The following is an 18,775-nucleotide window of genomic DNA, read 5'->3' as shown; positions in this document are numbered from 1 at the left end:
TCAGAACGTATCTTCAGCGTACGTTCTGACTTTTTGTTATTTTTGAATCGCTTGTAATGCCTTTTCTGGCACTTGGTCTTGATTGACCTCTTCATACGTATTGATGTGGGCCCCTTTATTTGAGACTTTTAGATAATGATCTGTTTTTAATTCATGGTCCGCTGTGAAAGTTATTTCTCGCGTTTTGCCTTCCTCATCTGCGGCTACTTGCGTATAACTAGCAATTCCATAGCCATTAACACTATCGGCTTTCTTTGTTTTAACATACACATTTCCTTCTTTAACCAATGGATTTAATTGATCTAACACACCAGCTAATTCGCCAGAGTTCTTCTCTGCGTAAAACTTGGCCCCAAATAAACCACCACCAATAACAATTGCTGTCACCACTAAAAATTTAATAAATTTCATCACATAGATCCTCCCGAGTAATTATTCTCTGTTACTTCTTCCAAAGTATAGCAAGTTTTAAACAATCCTTCCTCGGGCGCAACGACCAGTTTTTTCTCAGACTTATGTCGTATTTTTGTTATTTTGAATAAATAACAAAACACTACTCTTCTATCAATAATTGACTTAATAATTGAATTTCTTGATTCTTAGTTAAGTCAATTGTTTTCATTGTAACTGCTGTGGCTAAACCTAAATAGATTACCACCATTTTAGGAAATAATTCGACAAATTTTCCTTTGTCCATTTGTACATATTTTTTATCCAATAATAAACGCTCTTCAAAAAAAGTTTGAAGCATTTGCTGCAATTCTTCTTCATAACCATGTGCTTTCATAAATAACGCCGTATAGATTTTTTGATGTTTTTGGGCAAATAATATAAAGTTCAGACCCAATGCAATCACTGGGTCTGAGGCACCAACGTCTGCTTTATAAAATAATTGCATACGATGAAATAACGATTTAATTAAGGTTCGTTTTAAATCGTCCATGTTGACAAATTCTAAATAAATTGGCTGCGTAGAAATCCCCATAGTATCTGCAATATTTCTAGCAGTTAAATTAGAAAAACCTTTATCTACTAAAATTTTTTCAGCTACGTTTAAGATTTTTTCCTTTGTATATACCTTCGTTCTAACCATTTTCATACCCCTTTTCTCTTTTAGTTAACAATAACTTTATTATGTTCACACAAAAGAAAACCATTTTCATTATATATATAATATTTTACACTTTTTTATGCGTTTCTTTTCTCAAAATTTTCTATACATTTCAAAAAAATTGAGAATTTTCATCACCTATAAACAAATAGGTCCAGAACAAAAGGTCATCACCTTTTGTTCTGGACACTAAACGGCTGCACTCTTTATTCTTCTATTTGTTTGCCTTGCTCTTTGGCAAGCTCATTTTTATCATAAGCTACAAAGAACGGATAGTAAATCAAGATGGCCACTAGAATTAAAACAATATTCAAAACAGCAGCACGCCAATCGCCACCTGTCGCCATAAAGGCGCCAATTGGCCCTGGTAAGGTCCAAGGTGCGGTAAAGACAACTTCACTTACTAAACCTAATTTAGTGGCAAACCAAGCAATCGTTGCTAAAACCATTGGTGCAAAGATAAAAGGAATCATTAAAATCGGATTTAAGACAATCGGTACACCGAAAATAACTGGCTCATTAATATTAAAAATAGACGGTGCTAAAATAGCTTTTCCTAGTTTTGAACCATATTCTGATTTTGCCCGAAAGGCTAATAATATAGCTAAGCCAATTGTGGCTCCAGCACCACCAATCCAAATGAACCATTGGTAAAAAGGCTCTGCCGCAATCCGAGGCAATGCTTCGCCAGCTGCTTTAGCAGTCGTGTTTTCCTCTAATAGTTGTAGCCATAGAGGACGCGCCAACGATCCTACGATTGAAGCACCGTGAATCCCAAAGAACCAGAAAAATGTGGTTAAAAAGACTAACAGCAAGACACTCAATAAAGAATCTGCTGCTTGAACTAGTGGTCCTACTAAGTTCCCTACAAATGTGTGCCAATCAAAGCCTAAATAATAAGTGATTGAACCAATCAATAACATGACAATTAACGTCGGCGTCAATGATTCAAATGAACGAGCAACAGCAGGTGGAACGTTATCAGGCATTGTAATTTTGAACTTAGACTTATCTGTTACTCGATAGATTTCGACAGCAATAATTGACGTCACAATCCCGACAAACATCCCTGCGCCACCCAAATTAGCCATTGGTAAAACAAACCCAGAAACGCCAGCTGCTTTACTGGCTTCTTCAGGAATCGCTACAGGTACTAATGTTAATAAAAAAGCAATCGTAGCCAAAATCCCTCCAGAGACTTGATCAAGATTATATGATTTCGCTAAACTAGCGCCAATGCCAAAAGTCGCATATAACGCCATAATGTACATTGTCATTCGGTAAGGCAGTAAGATTGTAGCAGCATTACTTGTTAAAAATTGAGTAATGCCCCAAGATTCTGGTAACGGCGGAAACGCAATAATTAGAAAAAAAGAACCGACAATAATTAAAGGTAATGTCGCAATAATCCCATCCCGCACCGCACGTAAATGGCGCTGATTGGCAATTTTAGCCATTGGTCCAGCTAGATGATTTTCAATCCAAACAGTCAGTTTATCTAACATAAATAACACTCTCCTCTGTTTTTCTCTTAAAAAATAACTCCTTTAATCAGCCATAAATAAGAGATAATCTCTAATAAAATAAGAGAAATTAAAAACAACCAAATAAAACGCTTACAAAAACCTGTTTTCGTTTCAATAAAATAATGACTATACGCTAACGCAAAAGCAATCCCAACAGGCAAAAAAATCATGGCACCAATATTAAACGGCAGATTGAAAGTCCATAATAAAACACTCGGCAACAGGACACCACATAAGAGCCCCATACTAAAAAGAAAACCAGCACTTTTAACTGAAAACTTAGGAACAATTGCTTGATTGTTTTCCATTTCAATTTCGCTCCTTTCGTTTGTTATTTTGTTACATTTAAAATTATAAGCTATTAAAAATATTATTTCAATCTATTCGCTGATTTAATACTAATTTTAAAATAAAAAACCAGTTCACTGAGTGAACTGGTTTTATGCTTATTCGACAAATTCAAATTCAAAATTACCAATCCGAACAATGTCGCCATCTTTCGCGCCACGTGCTCGTAATGCCTCATCGACACCCATACCACGTAATTGACGTGCAAAACGCATTACTGTTTCATCATGATCGAAATTCGTCATTTCAAATAATTTTTCTAATTTTTCACCAGATAAAACCCATGAAGCATCTGGTTCACGATCAATCGTAAATTCTGGACCTTCTGGTTGGAAGCCATAACGAACGGTTTCTTCCTCTACTACTTCATCTTCATATAATGGGAATTCAGGCGTTACTTCCAACAAGTCAGCTGTTGCATTTAATAAAGGTTCAATACCTTTACGAGTAACCCCAGAGATTGGGAAAATAGGTAGCTCATCAGCATACTCATCTGTGCGTTCCTTCGCAAGTTGCTCTTTAAATTTCGCTAAATTCTCTTCTGCTTCAGGCATGTCCATTTTATTGGCAACAATAATTTGAGGTCGCTCCATCAAACGTAAATTGTGTGAAGCCAATTCTTTATTGATTGCCAAATAATCTTCATAAGGATCGCGTCCTTCCATACCACTCATATCAATGACATGTAAAATAACACGCGTCCGTTCAATGTGGCGTAAAAACTGTGTTCCTAAGCCGACACCTTGAGAAGCTCCTTCAATTAAGCCTGGCAAATCTGCTGCAGCGAAGCTTCGACCGTCACTAGTAGTCACCATCCCTAAGTTTGGAACTAACGTCGTAAAATGATAGGCACCAATTTTCGGACGAGCGGACGAGATAACAGAGAGTAACGTTGATTTCCCTACAGAAGGAAACCCAACTAAGCCAACATCTGCTAAAACTTTTAATTCTAATTCGATTTTACGTTCTTGGCCCGGTTCGCCGTTTTCGGCAATTTCTGGTGCAGGGTTTCTTGGGGAAGCAAAGCGAATATTCCCGCGACCACCGCGTCCGCCTTTTGCTACTACTAAGGTCTGACCATTCTCAATTAAATCCCCAATTAAAGCTCCAGTTTCTGCATCACGAACTGTTGTACCTGGTGGAACTTTGACAAGTAAATCTTCTGAACCACGACCGTGCATTCCTTTACTCATACCATTTTCTCCAGGTGTCGCCTTAAAATGACGATTAAACCGGAAATCCATTAATGTGCGTAATCCTTCTTCAACAACTAAAACAACGTCGCCACCGCGACCGCCATCACCACCAGCGGGACCCCCGTCTGGTACATATTTTTCTCTACGGAAAGCAACCATTCCGTCGCCGCCTTTACCAGCTTTGACATCAATCGTCACTTGATCTAAAAACATGGACATATAATTTGTCCTCCTATTCTACTTCTACTATCTTTAATCACCTCAAAAAGCATGATTCGAAAGTCTTTATTATTGTATCGGGAAAACAACCGTTTGTCTAGCAATTCTAGTTAGTTATCGTTGGAAAAAGCAAAATTTCTCATGAATCTTTCGCTTTCTTTTTGTCGCTTCGCTATCAGTCTTTTGACAAAAAAATTTTAGAGGTTCATACTATAGATAGTTGAAGAAAATCACTTTTTCAGCAAGGGTCCAAAGAAACACAAACATCTAAAGGAGGAATTTTTGTTATGACAGTCAAAGTAGGAATTAACGGTTTTGGAAGAATTGGTCGTTTAGCCTTTCGCCGAATAAAAGAAGTTTCTGATGATATTGAAGTTGTGGCAATCAATGATTTGACTAGCCCAACAATGTTGGCTCACTTATTACAATTTGACTCTACGCATGGCACCTATCCTGGCACCGTGACAGCCACTGAAAATGGCATTGTGGTTGACGGCGAAGAAACCCGTGTCTACGCAGAACCAGATGCAAGTAAAATCCCTTGGGTTAAAGAAAACGGAGTAGACATTGTCCTTGAATGTACAGGTTTTTATACCTCTGAAGAAAAAGCACAAGCTCATTTAGATGCAGGTGTGAAACGTGTGGTTATCTCTGCTCCTGCAGGCGCAATGAAAACAATCGTTTACAACGTCAATGATGATACACTTGATGCCAACGATAAAATCATTTCTGCTGGTTCATGTACGACAAACTGTCTAGCACCGATGGCTTACTTCTTAAATAACGAATTCGGTATTGAAGTTGGTACCATGACAACTGTCCATGCCTACACATCAACACAAATGCTATTAGATGGCCCTGTTCGTGGCGGAAATCTTCGTGCGGCACGCTCTGCTGCAGACAATACTATTCCCCATTCAACTGGTGCTGCTAAAGCAATTGGCTTAGTTATTCCAGAACTTAATGGAAAATTACAAGGCCATGCCCAACGTGTTCCCGTTGTGGATGGATCCTTAACAGAATTAGTTAGCATTTTAAAAACAAAAGTAACAGCTGATCAAGTAAATGAAGCAATGAAAAAACACACCATTGATAACCCTTCTTTCGGTTATGATGATCGTGAAATTGTTTCTGGAGACATAATCGGCACGACAGAAGGTTCGATTTTTGACCCAACGCAAACAGAAGTAACGACAGCTGGCGATTTCCAATTAGTGAAAACTGTGGCTTGGTATGACAATGAATATGGTTTTACTTGCCAAATGATTCGCTTATTGGAAAAATTCGCTAATTTATAATTCCAATGAATAAAAAACTGCCTTGCATAAATTAATGCAAGGCAGTTTTTTTAATGTTTACTTTGACAACTTTGACAAATACCATGAAAAGTTAAGCGATGATCTTTGACTAAAAAATGATACCGACTTTCAACAATTTGCTCTACTTCACCAAGCAAGTCTTCTTCCACTTCCTCAATTGTGCCACATTCTAAGCATAACAAATGGTGGTGAAAGTGTTTGGCGCCTTCTTTTCTTAAATCATAGCGAGCTAAACCATCGTTAAAGCTCACTTTATCAACGACTTTTAAGTCTGTTAAAATTTCTAGCGTTCGATAGACTGTTGCTAGACCAATTTCCGGACTTTTTTGTTTTACCAAGAAGTAAATTTCTTCTGCTGATAAATGATCTTTTTCATTTTCCAATAATACAAGTACGGTTGCTTCCCGTTGTGGTGTTAATTTAAAGCCTGATTCATGTAATTGTTTTTTTGTCTTTTTTAAAGCAGCAGTCGAATCCATTATTACAGCTCCTTGTTTAGAATGATTACAAATTAAGAAACTTAATTTATCAATCAAATTAAAATAATTATAAAAGAAATAACTGTAATTTGCAAGATATTCTCAATTAGCTACCTTAATTTTTTTCTTTTGATTGTTCCAACGAGCCAATTAGAATTGTTTTACCATCTTCTTGTTTAATTAATTTTTGTTTCATTAAATGACCTAAAGCGCGTTTAAATTGAGCTTTACTAATACCAAAAGTCTGTTTAATTTCATCAGGGCTTGATTTATCGGTGAAAGGAATTTGGTGATCGTTTGCTCTTTCTAAGAAAGTTAGAATCATTAACGCATCATCGCTGATTACTTCATGACTTCTTGGTTTTAATGAAAGATTCAATACGCCGTCCGGCCGCACGCCAATCACACGTCCCACTACTTTTTCACCTAAACGTGGTTCTTGGAAACGTTCAGAAGGATGGATAAATCCAATGTATAAATCATCAGTTAAAATATACGTTCCTGCAAGTTTCAGACGATACACATGCCCAGTTAAGTTTTGGTTTTGCATTTCAGCATTCCCGCGTTTTGCCATGGCTTTAAAGACTTTTTCATCTGCTAATTCGCCCCAAATGCGGTCTTTACTGTCCACTTTTAAAGTAACCATTACTCGGTCTTCTTTTTTAGGCCAAAGTTCCCGCATGGTTGGTAATTCATCCAACGAAATAACGACATCTTTATCTGGTAAGCCAACATCCACAAAGACACCTAAATCACGTCTCGTTCCTGTGACAGTACCAAAGCCATAGCTACCAATGCGCACAGTAGGGATTGTAGTTGTCAGTGCTGGCTCTTGTTTTTGATTTAAATAACCAAACCCTTCTACAGCCTCCCCTATAGCATGCGTACCTTCTTCTTTTTTTAAACGGAATGTGATGCCATTTTTTTGAACAAAATAAAATTGTTCATTTTCATCGACCACAATGCCGGTAAATGTTGTTGCTAGTAATTCTCTCATTTATCATTAACTCCTCAAGGAAAATCAATCGAACAAAAGATTTCCGCTTTTGTTCGATTGTTTCTATTTTCTTTTATTGCCCTGCATTACGAGAAGCGTTCCCTTTGAACCAACCTGTTTTAGCATTGATTGTAACTAAATACATGTGAACATTTTTCTCTGTAGTGCCTTCTAATAATTTTGATTGATTGTTGGTTGCATAAAGATTGTAGTAACCTTCGCCATTCACAATTTTGGCAGGTTCTAAAGAATATCCGCCAGGAACCACATAGCCACGAGCAATCACTGTGTCTAAGACTTTTTCTTTCACACCTGGTGCCCATGTCCACGCTGGATTGCTACTATCAGCGATATCGGCAGCATCTGGCGCATAAAGCGGACTAGTGTACACCCCGTCACTGTTCGGTGCCGTGTAGCCATTCGCTTCTGTTTTTGCTGTTTCTTCCTTCTTAGCGTTCTCTTTTTTCGCGGCAGCAGCTTGTTTCGCTTGTTCTTCTGCTTGTTTTGCTTGCTCTGCGGCAGCTTGTTCTTCTGCAATTCTTTTCTGTTCTTCTTCAACCTTGGTTAACGCTTGGTCAGCTGTCGTGACTTGTTTGATCAGTTCTTTTTTCAGCTTATCACTTGTTACTTTATCTACTTCTGCCTTAGCAGCTTGATACGTGTCTCGATTCAGCTGATTGGTAGTTTTTCCATCTTTATAAATGACCTCAACCGCTTTTTTAGCTTTTTGTAATTGGTTGTATTGTTGGTTCGCTTGATCGATTGCTTGGTTCATCAATTGGTCAAACGGATCATTTCCTGTTAATTTCTTTACGGAAATTGGTTGATCAGCAGCTAGAATCGCCGGTTTCAACTCATTGCCATTGACAATCGGGGCCTCAAATAATTGGTTGATTTGTTGAATGGTTTGTTGTTTCTCTTTCAATGTTTGAATTTGTTTATTTAATTGAGAATACTCTTCTGAATCTTTAATTTCCGCGACTTGTTTTGAGAGTTTTTCTGGACTAACAGTCACCATATCGGGTTTAATAAAAACTTGTTCCTTTGTGGTATAAAAGGCTGCTAGTTCATCTTTCAGCGTATCTGTTTTCTTGGATAGTGCCGCCGCCTCTTGCGCGGCAGCTTTTTGCGTTTGATCATGATACGCCCAAGCACTACCTCCAGCTAATAAAACAACCGCAAGCGCAACGAAAGCCACTTTTTTTGATGGTTTCTTTGGAGCAGGCGCTGGTTGAGCATTCCCAGTTTCATTCATCGGTGGTATCACACCTGAATCTGAAACTTTTTCCTCGGTTGTATCAGCTTCGCTCGGTTCCTCTAGCGACGCTGCACTTGTTAACCCTTCTTCAGAATCTGAAATGGATTCAGTTGGTGTTTCGGCTTGGGTTAATACTGCCTCAACGCTGTTTTCTAACTCTTGGGTCTCTGCTGTTTCTTCTGATGGATTTTCAGACATTTCTGTATCTGCTCGATGCGCTTGAATATAAGCTTGCAAAGTTTCGTTTGGTGTTACATCTTGATCTTCTATCGGTGGTTGTGAAAAAATTTCTTCTTCAGAAGTGGTAGAGATAACTTCAGTTCCTGAAATCTCTGTTAAAGCTTCCTCTTCTGACTTCACTGTCTCAGATACCTCAGCTGTTTCTGCTTCAACAGTAGTTGTTTCTTCTGTTGTTTCCTCTAAATTAACTGCTTCGTCCGTTGCTAGTTTTTCTTCTGTTGAATGAGTAGGCATCGCTTCTGTCGCTGGTATCGTTTCCTCCACCGAATCATGAGTCTCCTCACTAGCCCCTTCTTGAAGCACTGCTTCTGAATCAGAAACATCCTCTGAATCAGAGACTATTAAGTTATCTTCTATCGACTCTTCTTTTTTGTCATCATTACTTTCTTCTTCAGGTGATTCGCCAAACAGTTCCATCACATGGCCTAAGCTCATATCTTTTAACTCAGACCATTCAATATTCTCATTTAATTGATCTTCATGTTGTTCATTTTCCTGTGTTTTAAAATCTATATTTGTTGAAGTCGTTTCCGCTTCTTCTTTATCAACTGTTGTGTCAGTTAGTGAATAGCCACATGTTGGGCAGGTCGTTAATTCTGCATCGAATTCGTTCCCGCACTTCGGACATTTCTTTGTCATTCTTCCGCCTCACATTCTGCTAATATTCCATTACTTCTAATTTACCACAACTTGCGCCTTCTTCCAATAACTAGCAATGACATTTAGAGACTTTTTAAAAATCAAAAGCGGCTCTTCTCGCATGCACGAAAAGAGCCGCTAAACGGTATGTTTATTCTAAAAAGTCTTTTAATTGTTTTGAACGAGAAGGATGTCTTAGTTTTCTTAACGCTTTTGCTTCAATTTGACGAATACGTTCGCGAGTGACACCGAAAACTTTTCCGACTTCTTCTAGCGTACGTGTCCGACCATCATCTAAACCAAAACGTAAACGTAAAACATTTTCTTCACGGTCTGTTAAAGTATCCAGAACATCTTCTAGTTGTTCTTTTAACAATTCGTAAGCTGCATGTTCAGCAGGACTTGTAGCATCTTGGTCTTCAATGAAATCACCTAAATGTGAATCATCTTCTTCACCAATTGGTGTTTCTAAAGAGACTGGCTCTTGTGCGATTTTTAGGATTTCACGAACTTTTTCTGTTGGTAAATCCATTTCCGCACCAATTTCTTCTGGCGTTGGTTCTCTACCTAAATCTTGCAATAGTTGGCGTTGAATCCGAATCAATTTATTGATTGTTTCAACCATGTGAACAGGAATTCGAATTGTTCTAGCTTGGTCCGCAATTGCCCGCGTAATCGCTTGACGAATCCACCAAGTAGCATACGTAGAGAATTTGAACCCTTTACGGTAGTCAAATTTTTCAACAGCTTTCATTAAGCCCATATTACCTTCTTGAATTAAATCCAAGAATTGCATACCACGACCTACATATCGTTTGGCAATTGAAACAACCAAACGTAAGTTAGCTTCTGCTAAACGTTGTTTTGCTTCTTGATCGCCTTCTTCAATTTTAAGTGCCAATTCAACTTCTTCTGCAGCAGTTAATAATTGAACGCGCCCAATTTCTTTTAGGTACATACGCACGGGATCATTAATTTTAACACCTGTTGGCGCAGATAAGTCTTCTGCTTGGGCCTTTTCCGCTTCTTTTTCATCTTTTTTCAAGCTATGTTCACTTGGGTCTCCATTTTCATCGACTACGCTGATACCAGCATCTTCAACTTTTTGGATTAATTTTTCCATAGCTTCTGCATCCAAAGTATACGGTGTGGCTAATTGATTCGCTAAATCATCATAAACCACTGTTCCTTTAGGCTTGTTTTCTTTGATAAATGCTGCCACTGCAGCTTCATATTTTTTACTTGTTTCTTTTTCCATGAAAGAAGGCCCCCTTCATTTTTCGGTTCACGCTTGAAATAACTGATAAATCACCGGGACTTATCAAAATAAAATGAACAAAACGCTTAGTTCTATTCATTTATTACTTAAGTAAATGTTCGTTGAGCTTTAAGCTGTCGAGCCAATTGGATAATCTCCATTGTTAATTCGGCTTCAAGCTGTTGGTTGCCCACTCGTTTTGCTTCTTGCTGTTGAATCTTTTTCTGCTCAATTGCCTCTGCAATACTTGATAAGGCAATTACATGTAATAAATCGGCAACTTCTCGCTCAGAGCTTTCTTCCGATAAATTCTGATACGCAATTTCAATTGCTAATTGTTTGGTTTGATTATCTTGCAAAAAATTAATAAAATCGGCAATGTCGAAACTTTGATGCAGTGTCGCATAACTTTCTAGCAAGAAATATAATTCTTGGTATTCATCATGAGCGAACGAAAAATCTGGCAATTGTTGAACGGTTTGCCGTACTCCTTGTTCATTCATTAAACGAAATAATAAAGAACGTTCTGCTTTTTGAACTTGTGTTAACGGTAACTTGTTCTGGACGTGATTCTCTTCAAAAACAGGTTCTTCCATTGGTGGTGGCATCATTTCATCTTGATAAAATTGTTGCCGTTCTTGCCGTTGGACTGAACGTTGCTCTTGCTTCAATTGATTGAATTGTTCTTCTAAACTATGAACAGAAAGTTGAAATTCCTGAGCAATTTGGTTTAAATAACGATCACGTTCCAAGGGAGATTGAACATTGGTTAACTCCCGTAACAATTCGTTCACATAATCCAATTGTTCTTTTTCATTATTCATGTTTCTAGTTAACCGATGATAATTCATTTTAAAACTAAAAACTGTTTCTCGGCCATGATTGGCTAAATTTTGAAAAGCTTCTGCGCCATATTTCCGCACATATTCATCAGGATCCAGCTTTTCAGGGATGCTGACAATACTCAAGTCAAAATGACTGTTTTCTTGCAATAATTGAATCGCACGGTTTGTGGCTTGAACACCGGCATTATCGCCATCGTAACAAATAACTACTTCCTTAGCGACCCGTTCCAAACGCCGAATTTGTTCATTGGTCAAACTAGTCCCCATTGAAGCCACACCACTTTTTACGCCTGATTGCCAAGCAGCGATAACATCCATGAATCCTTCAAAAAGCAAGACTGTATTTTCTTTACGAATTTCTTTTCTGGCTTTATCAAAGTTAAACAGCGTTTCTCGCTTATTAAAAAGTGTTGTTTCAGGACTATTCAAGTATTTAGGCATCTCATCCCCTGGAAAATCAGCTATTTTTAACAAGCGACCAGAAAAGGCGATGACATTGCCTTGGGGATCATTAATTGGAAACATGATTCGTTGATAGAAACGATCCAAAAACGTACCGTTATCTCTTTGAACAAACAGACCAGAAGGCTCAAAAAGCGTTTCATCCAGTTGTTCATTTTTAAAAACTTGACTTAAGAAATCACGTTTTTGCGGCGCAAATCCAATTTGAAAGGTCTCAATTAGTTCTTGTGTTAACCCCCGCTCTAATAAATAGTTTAATGCGGGTTCGCCAATTTTAGTATTCACTAAAATATGATGGTAAAGTTCTGCGGCTTTACTATGCAGTTGTAACAAAATCCGTCTTTGTTGGTTTTCTGGGGTATCCGCTACTTCACGCGGCTCTGACCAATCAAAGTCCACAGATAAATGTTCCAAATCTGCAACACGTTTCACGGATTCGGGAAAACTAATGCCTTCAATTTCTTGCAAGAAATTAAAAACAGTTCCACCTTTCCCGCAGCCAAAACAGTGAAAAATTTGTTTGTCTTCTGCTACTGAAAATGAAGGGGAACGTTCTTCGTGAAACGGACATAAACCCATATAATTTTTACCGGATTTTTTTAACTGGACATACTGCCCAATAATATCTACTATATTCGTTCGGTGACGAACTTCCTCAATGACTTCCTGAGGAATGCGTTGTGCCATTGTCCTCACCTCCTAAGAATAGCATTGTGCTAACTCATGTGATTGACCGTTTAAAAAACGCACTGTCATTTCAGTGCGAATTCCAATGGACACATTTACACATGATTTATTGTATCACATAATCTCTGTTTTTCAAGTATCTTGTTTCACCTCAACAAAAAAAGAAAGTATCTAGGACAAAAGTCATCCTGACTCCTGCCCCAGACACTAACTCTTAAAATAATCAGTGAAACATCAAGCTTGCTCCGACTTCCTTCAAGATTTAAAGAAGAACTGCATTTCTGGAGACGAATACTTTTAGCTCAACTTCTATTTTTTATAAATCTTTAATTGTTTTTCCAGCACGTTTCATTTGTACGAAACCAATTGCTACACGCACTACAATATTAATGGCCATCATAATAAAGAAGAGACCCATTGTTTGCGAAGTTAAGAAACCAATTTCTAAAATGTTGTGGAATAACATAGCTGCTACATAAATACCAATAATAGTACTGAAAACCAAGAAAATGCGTAATGGATTGAAAGGCAGACATGCTCGAACAACAGCCATACAGCTAATTCCAACTAATAAATAATACATTAACGTCGTGGTGTCTAAAGAAGAAAATCCTTGATTTTGTCCAATCAGATAAACAGCAATGATATTCGCTACAACTAAAAGCGCATTAACAGACGCATTTTTCAAAGCCGTTGGTAAAAACTTCCCGACAACTTTTCGTTTGTCCCCTTCGAAAGATAAGAAGAAGGCTGGATATCCTTCAATTGCTAAATCAATCAAGGTCACTTGAATCGGAATGAACGGGAACGCAATGGCTGTTAAGGCACAAATGATTGAGAGAATAAACGAATAAATCGTTTTAATGAAGAAAACGCTGGAAACTCGAGTTACATTATTTACCACACGCCGTCCTTCAAACAAGACATCTGGTAACGTTGTAAAATCAGAATCTAGTAAAACTAGATTAGAAATTTGCCGAGTAGCGCCATCTCCTTCTGCCATAGCGATACTACAATCCGCTTCTCGTAACGCCAAAACATCGTTGACGCCATCGCCGGTCATCGCCACCACATGCTCTGTGTCTTTCAACTCACGTACAATGGTTCGTTTTTGCTGAGGAGATACACGTCCGAACACCGTGTATTGCTGAACTGCTTCACGCACTTCTGCTTCTGTCGTTTTGGTCGACAAATCAATATAAGACTCATAACCAGGTAGCCCAGCACGACGAGCAATATTTGAAACAGTCACCGGATTATCGCCAGAAATTACTTTTAAGTCGATTCCTTCTTCTTTTAGATAAGCCAGTGTTTCTTTGGCATTTTGGCGAATTGGATCATCAATTTCTAGAATTGCTAACGGCTCTAAATAAGGCATTTTGGTTTCGTTTAACGGTTGTTGCTCCGCAATAGCTAACATCAAGACGCGATACCCATTCTCTTGTGCTGTAAAAACAGCTTCTGGCAACCGACTATCGTCTACCAAACGCTCAGGAGCCCCTAAATAAACTGTCCCAATTTCTGGAAATTCAATAGCTCCCCATTTTCGTTCAGAAGAAAAAGCCAAGACTTCTTTTGCGCCAAATCGATTGGATACTTCATAATGATCACGAATTGCTTGCATTGTAATATTATTATCCGTACTTTCAGATAGGTAGCTTCCGATAATCTGCGGGAAAAGTTCTTCATATTGGTCATGCAAGATAATCGCCTTTTGCACTTTCATTTTACCTTCTGTAATCGTTCCAGTTTTATCTAAACACAAAGTGTCCACATGGGCCAATGTTTCAATTGAGTACATATCTTGTACTAGAATACGTTTTTTGGCTAACTTAATGACACCTGTTGTCAGCGCAATACTAATTAATAGTACTAATCCTTTTGGTAACATCCCTAACAAAGCAGCTGCAGAAGCAACAACAGATGTTTTAATGCCAGCATCTCTTAACCAAAAAGCTTCAACAAATAAAATAATCCCCAGAGGAATAATCACCCAACTTGTAAATTTAGAGACTTTACGAATCGAATTGACTAACTCTGATTGAATTGGTTTATGCACTTTGGCTTCTTGGGTGATTTTCACAGCATAGTTTTCGGCACCAACGTGGATAACACGGGCATAGGCTTGTCCGCTAACAATGAAACTTCCAGAAAGCAAGGTATCGCCGATTTCCTTTTCAATTAAATCTGATTCACCTGTTAACAACGCTTCATTCGCTTCGACTTTACCGTCAATAACTTCCATATCAGAAGGAACTTGTTCCCCTGCAGAGATAACAACAATATCTTCCATAACTAGTTCTTTTGTATCAATTTCTTGTTGTACGCCATTTCGAACAACATGAACATTTTCTTTTGCCACAATAGATAATTTTTGAACTAAATTACGGGCATGAATTTCTTGGAAAATCCCGATTGACATGTTCACAATAATAATCGCTAAGAAAGCCAGATTGGAATACGCTCCGACAAATAGTAAACAAACAGCGATTGCAAAGTTTAAAAAGTTGAATAACGTCATGACGTTATCAAAAATAATATCTTTTGTAGATTTTGCTACATTTTCCTCATAATTATTTTGAAGGCCTAACTCTTTCTGCTTGGCAACTTCTTCTGTACTTAACCCTTTTTTCAGGTCGACTTTATTCAACATCCAGCTCTTTCCCTACCTTTTCAATTAATCAGTTACATCCCTTCTAGTTTACTTGCATTTTCATGAAACTGCAAGAAAAGCCTAAAAAATTCCTGTAAGTTGAAAGAATTCTTTAGACTTTTCTCGTTTTAATTTAACTTTTCAATAAACCAACGATTCATTTTGACAATTTCTGCATAGAACATATTGCCACCATTTTGATAAAGGTAACCACCGTTGTAAACTAACGCTTGCCAACGATAATAACGATATTTCGTATTTTGGTCATTCCCTAGCAACGGTGAAAGGACTTCTCTTGAATATTCTTCTGCTAACTCTGTCGTGTGTTTCCCGCCACGTTCTTTAACAAACTGAATATAATCCAGTCCATAATTATATGCTTGTACGCCTGTCCACTCATCGCAGCCAGCTTCTTTTGCTTTCGCTAACGCTTCCGCGAGAAATTTTACGCCATGTGCGATACTTTCCTCTGGTGTTTCAATCACTTCTTGTTGTCCATAAACACTTTCACTGCTCTGCATAATATCGCCAGATTTCCCTTTAGATTCTGTATAGATAATCGCTAAAGCTAATGTTTTGTATTCAGGTATTTTATTTTTTTTGACTTCTGCTTCTACTTGTTTTTCAAAGGTCATTACCGTTTCAACATTTTGATGTATTTTATAGCCAAGATAGCCAAGACCAGCAACTAAACCAACAAACAAAAGTAGCATGATTTTATAAATTATTTTTCTTACTCTACGCATCGAATCATCCAAACTTTTTCTTTTAAGATACGTTCTATGTTACTTGAAATAACTGAAAAAAGCGAAGTTTTTGTTACTTCTTTAGTTTTATTTAATAAAAGTAACTTTTTTGTGAACAAACCGTAACTTCGCAAGATTGAACGTTTTCACCTAGAATAGAATAACAAGTAATTTTGTTCTATTGGCGCTTATTTATTGCATCAAAAAAGCCCAGATAAGAATGAACAAAATTCTTTTCTAGGCTTGACTTTATACAACTTATCTATTCTTTTAACAAACAGTCAAATGTTTTATGGAATTTTTTTCCCAGTCATTTCTTCATAGTCTCTACTCATCATTCTCCAAGCTTTTTCAATATCTTTGTTCAATCCAAACAATCCGCTTCTACCAACAATATAAATATCAGGTCCTGCAGCATCAATTCGCTTAAATGAATTTCTATTCGATGAGCCGTCCATTTCAATTACATAACGATACCCTTTTTCTTCACGTAAATTACGAAGAGCAACAATTTTATCAAGTGTTCCTTCAATAAATCGTTGGCCAGCAAAGCCTGGATCAACGGTCATGATTGTGATTTTATCCAACAATTCAATATATGGAAAGATTGATTCAATAGGCGTTTCGGGATTAAGGACGATCCCTGCTTTAAGATTAGCATTGTGAATTTGGTCAATTAGGCGAAATGCTAGACCATCTAAAACCTCTGCATGCATACAAATCCATTCACATTTGATATCTACTAGTTGTTGTACCCAAAAGCTTGGATTCGTAACCATTAGATGGGCAGATACTGGGAGCTTCGAAATTTTTCTTAACTCCTCAATAAACCACGGAGATAGCGTGATATTTGGCACATAGTGACCATCCATGATGTCTATATGATACGAAGCAACATGATCATTCAAAAAGGTGATTTGTTGTTTAAACTTGTCCAAATCCATCGTCATTAGTGACGGAGAAAATTCAACTTTGTTCATTCTAATTTTCAACTCTTTCTATCTGATTATTTGGTTGATGTTTTTGAAAATTTTTCTAACTCGTTATATTCAGACGTTGACACATCTCTGATAGGCAATATAAATTGCATTAATTTTGTTGCGCTTTTTCATTTTGTTTAGAAAATCTGAATATCTTCCAAGTTTATCTCCTCTTCTTCTTTTTCTACTAAAGCGTCCATATCTTTCTCAGTTACATCTTTCTTAATAATAGCTAAAACTAAACCGGTAACCACTGCGTTTACAACAATTGCAATCACGCCAGCCAGCGGTTTACTCATTGTTGGAATCATTAAAACACCGCCAAATGGAACTGTCGCATCTGCCCCTAAGATTATTGTTGTTGCGCCACCCACGAAGCCACCAATCGCTGTAGCAATGACTCCTCGGACAATATCATTCATAACTAAAGGAATAACACCTTCAACAATGTTAATCACGCCCATTGGTACGGCAGACTTTAACGTTTCAACTTCTAGTTTTGTATAAATATTTTTTCTAAATAATTTAGCAAAGAAGAAAGCTAATCCAAAGCCTATTGGCGTTGCTGTATTTACTAATTGCAATGCTGTAATTGGTCCATTAAGTCCTTCCGCTTGCATTGTCAAAACAAAGGCAAAAACAGTTTTGTTAATGGGTCCGCCATAGTCTATACCACTTAATAAACCAATTACACCACCAAAAATTAATAATGACGAGTTACCTAAGCTATCTAAAAAGTTCGTTAATAATGAAGTAAATGCCGTTATTGGGGTCCCGATAATATATACCATGATTAATCCACCAGTAATTGAGGTTAAAAATGGAATAATTAATGTTGGCATTAACCCTCTCGCCCAATTGGGTAATTTCACATATTTCAAAATAGCTAATACAAGATATCCTGCCAAGTAACCACCTAAGATACCACCAATAAAGCCAGCGCCAACTGCATTCGCAGTTAAACCAATAATAAAGCCCGGAGCAATTCCAGGTTTACCGGCGATTGAAAAGGAAATGCCAGTAGATATAACAACTGGAAGTAAGCCTAAGCCAGCGCCACCCATAGTAGCTAAAGCATCCCAAAGCGAAAATTCACCTGGTACCAAGGTTCCTTGACTTGAGCCACCAAACCCCATACCAATTGCAATTAAAAAGCCAGCACCACAGACAATTGGAATTAAATATGAGATTGCTGTTAATAAATGACCTTTAAGATTTAACTCTTTTAGTTTTTTCATTTTTATCCTCCTAAACATTGTTCTTTTATTTTATTTTCTATTTAAAAAAATTACTGTTGTGGATTCTTCTGTAGAAAATATCCACAATATGCTGTCTTAGTAATTTCATTAAGAGAATGCCTTCACTACATCCTCTGGCGATTTTGATTGAAGGAATTCTCTCACTACTTCATCATTTCCGAGTTTTCTGGCAAACAATGATAATAGTTTAAGATGGCTAGTTGTTTCTTTATGATCATTGCCCACAGCAAAAAGAATGATTCCTTTTACGCCATTATCATCTAAAGATTCCCAAGGAATTTCTGTACTATTAATACCGATGGCCACGCCTATTTTTTTTACATACGCACTTTTGCCATGTGGAATGGCTAGATAGTTTCCGATGCCCGTTTGGCCTTCCGCCTCTCTATCATAGATATCTTTTATAAAGCCTTTTTCCTCTGAAATATTGCCATTTTCAAGTAAAAGATTGGCTAATTCTTTTAACGCTTCCTCTTTTGTATTTACATTCATATTCGTTTTAACGGTTTTTAAGTCAATGATATCCTTTACTTCCATTACAATTCCTCCTAGA

The 18,775-nt window shown here is 37.4% G+C and carries 16 protein-coding genes; 1 reads left to right on the top strand and 15 read right to left on the bottom strand.

What is annotated here, in order from left to right:
- Positions 1 to 36 precede the first annotated feature (36 nt).
- From IGM13_RS06775 to obgE, 5 genes are all read right to left on the bottom strand, one after another.
- Positions 37 to 411 carry a YxeA family protein gene (locus tag IGM13_RS06775; protein ID WP_002357632.1) on the bottom strand — a complete coding sequence of 125 codons (375 nt, stop codon included), beginning with the start codon at positions 409 to 411 and terminating at the stop codon, positions 37 to 39.
- 142 nt (positions 412 to 553) lie between these two features.
- On the bottom strand, positions 554 to 1,099 hold the full coding sequence (locus IGM13_RS06770; protein WP_002360361.1) for a TetR/AcrR family transcriptional regulator: 546 nt from the start codon (positions 1,097 to 1,099) through the stop codon (positions 554 to 556).
- Positions 1,100 to 1,317: 218 nt separating this feature from the next.
- Positions 1,318 to 2,616, bottom strand: coding sequence for a PTS sugar transporter subunit IIC (locus IGM13_RS06765; RefSeq protein ID WP_002363934.1), 1,299 nt, complete (start codon positions 2,614 to 2,616; stop codon positions 1,318 to 1,320).
- A gap of 26 nt (positions 2,617 to 2,642) precedes the next feature.
- Entirely contained in the window at positions 2,643 to 2,945 is a 303-nt protein-coding gene (locus tag IGM13_RS06760; RefSeq protein ID WP_002420214.1) for a hypothetical protein, read from the bottom strand.
- A gap of 138 nt (positions 2,946 to 3,083) precedes the next feature.
- A complete protein-coding gene (gene obgE, locus IGM13_RS06755) occupies positions 3,084 to 4,400 on the bottom strand; it encodes a GTPase ObgE (protein ID WP_002384537.1) in 1,317 nt (438 codons plus the stop codon).
- Positions 4,401 to 4,687: 287 nt separating this feature from the next.
- Here obgE and gap point away from each other — a divergent pair, with 287 nt between their 5' ends.
- Complete coding sequence (gene gap / locus IGM13_RS06750; protein WP_002357638.1) at positions 4,688 to 5,698, top strand: type I glyceraldehyde-3-phosphate dehydrogenase; 1,011 nt, start codon at positions 4,688 to 4,690, stop codon at positions 5,696 to 5,698.
- A gap of 50 nt (positions 5,699 to 5,748) precedes the next feature.
- On the opposite strand, the gene IGM13_RS06745 is transcribed toward gap, so the two are convergent.
- The 10 genes from IGM13_RS06745 to IGM13_RS06700 all read right to left on the bottom strand — a co-directional run bounded on the left by IGM13_RS06745 (position 5,749) and on the right by IGM13_RS06700 (position 18,759).
- Positions 5,749 to 6,198: a Fur family transcriptional regulator gene (locus tag IGM13_RS06745; protein ID WP_002357640.1), complete on the bottom strand. Its 450-nt coding sequence runs from the start codon at positions 6,196 to 6,198 to the stop codon at positions 5,749 to 5,751.
- Positions 6,199 to 6,313: 115 nt separating this feature from the next.
- Positions 6,314 to 7,195: a CvfB family protein gene (locus IGM13_RS06740; protein WP_002361792.1), complete on the bottom strand. Its 882-nt coding sequence runs from the start codon at positions 7,193 to 7,195 to the stop codon at positions 6,314 to 6,316.
- 73 nt (positions 7,196 to 7,268) lie between these two features.
- Positions 7,269 to 9,332: a cell division site-positioning protein MapZ family protein gene (locus IGM13_RS06735; RefSeq protein WP_002420215.1), complete on the bottom strand. Its 2,064-nt coding sequence runs from the start codon at positions 9,330 to 9,332 to the stop codon at positions 7,269 to 7,271.
- 151 nt (positions 9,333 to 9,483) lie between these two features.
- On the bottom strand, positions 9,484 to 10,590 hold the full coding sequence (gene rpoD, locus IGM13_RS06730; protein WP_002360364.1) for an RNA polymerase sigma factor RpoD: 1,107 nt from the start codon (positions 10,588 to 10,590) through the stop codon (positions 9,484 to 9,486).
- Between the two features lie 107 nt (positions 10,591 to 10,697).
- Complete coding sequence (gene dnaG, locus IGM13_RS06725; protein ID WP_048945239.1) at positions 10,698 to 12,584, bottom strand: DNA primase; 1,887 nt, start codon at positions 12,582 to 12,584, stop codon at positions 10,698 to 10,700.
- A 316-nt stretch (positions 12,585 to 12,900) separates the two neighbouring features.
- Positions 12,901 to 15,237: a cation-translocating P-type ATPase gene (locus IGM13_RS06720; RefSeq protein WP_002420217.1), complete on the bottom strand. Its 2,337-nt coding sequence runs from the start codon at positions 15,235 to 15,237 to the stop codon at positions 12,901 to 12,903.
- A 128-nt stretch (positions 15,238 to 15,365) separates the two neighbouring features.
- Positions 15,366 to 15,983, bottom strand: a complete 618-nt coding sequence (locus IGM13_RS06715; protein WP_002357646.1) for a lysozyme family protein — start codon at positions 15,981 to 15,983, stop codon at positions 15,366 to 15,368.
- 290 nt (positions 15,984 to 16,273) lie between these two features.
- Entirely contained in the window at positions 16,274 to 16,963 is a 690-nt protein-coding gene (gene alsE / locus IGM13_RS06710; RefSeq protein ID WP_002420219.1) for a D-allulose 6-phosphate 3-epimerase, read from the bottom strand.
- Between the two features lie 137 nt (positions 16,964 to 17,100).
- The gene (locus IGM13_RS06705; protein WP_010715184.1) at positions 17,101 to 18,201 is read right to left on the bottom strand and encodes a PTS fructose transporter subunit IIC; all 1,101 of its coding nucleotides are present in this window, start codon (positions 18,199 to 18,201) and stop codon (positions 17,101 to 17,103) included.
- Positions 18,202 to 18,309: 108 nt separating this feature from the next.
- Positions 18,310 to 18,759 carry a PTS sugar transporter subunit IIA gene (locus IGM13_RS06700; protein ID WP_002365638.1) on the bottom strand — a complete coding sequence of 150 codons (450 nt, stop codon included), beginning with the start codon at positions 18,757 to 18,759 and terminating at the stop codon, positions 18,310 to 18,312.
- Between the last annotated feature and the right edge of the window lie 16 nt (positions 18,760 to 18,775).

Origin of the sequence: Enterococcus sp. DIV0561 (genome assembly GCF_050539875.1) — a bacterium.
GTDB lineage: Bacteria > Bacillota > Bacilli > Lactobacillales > Enterococcaceae > Enterococcus > Enterococcus faecalis.
Note: the sequence above shows the minus strand (reverse complement) of the source record. Positions and strands in the feature narration are given on the sequence as shown.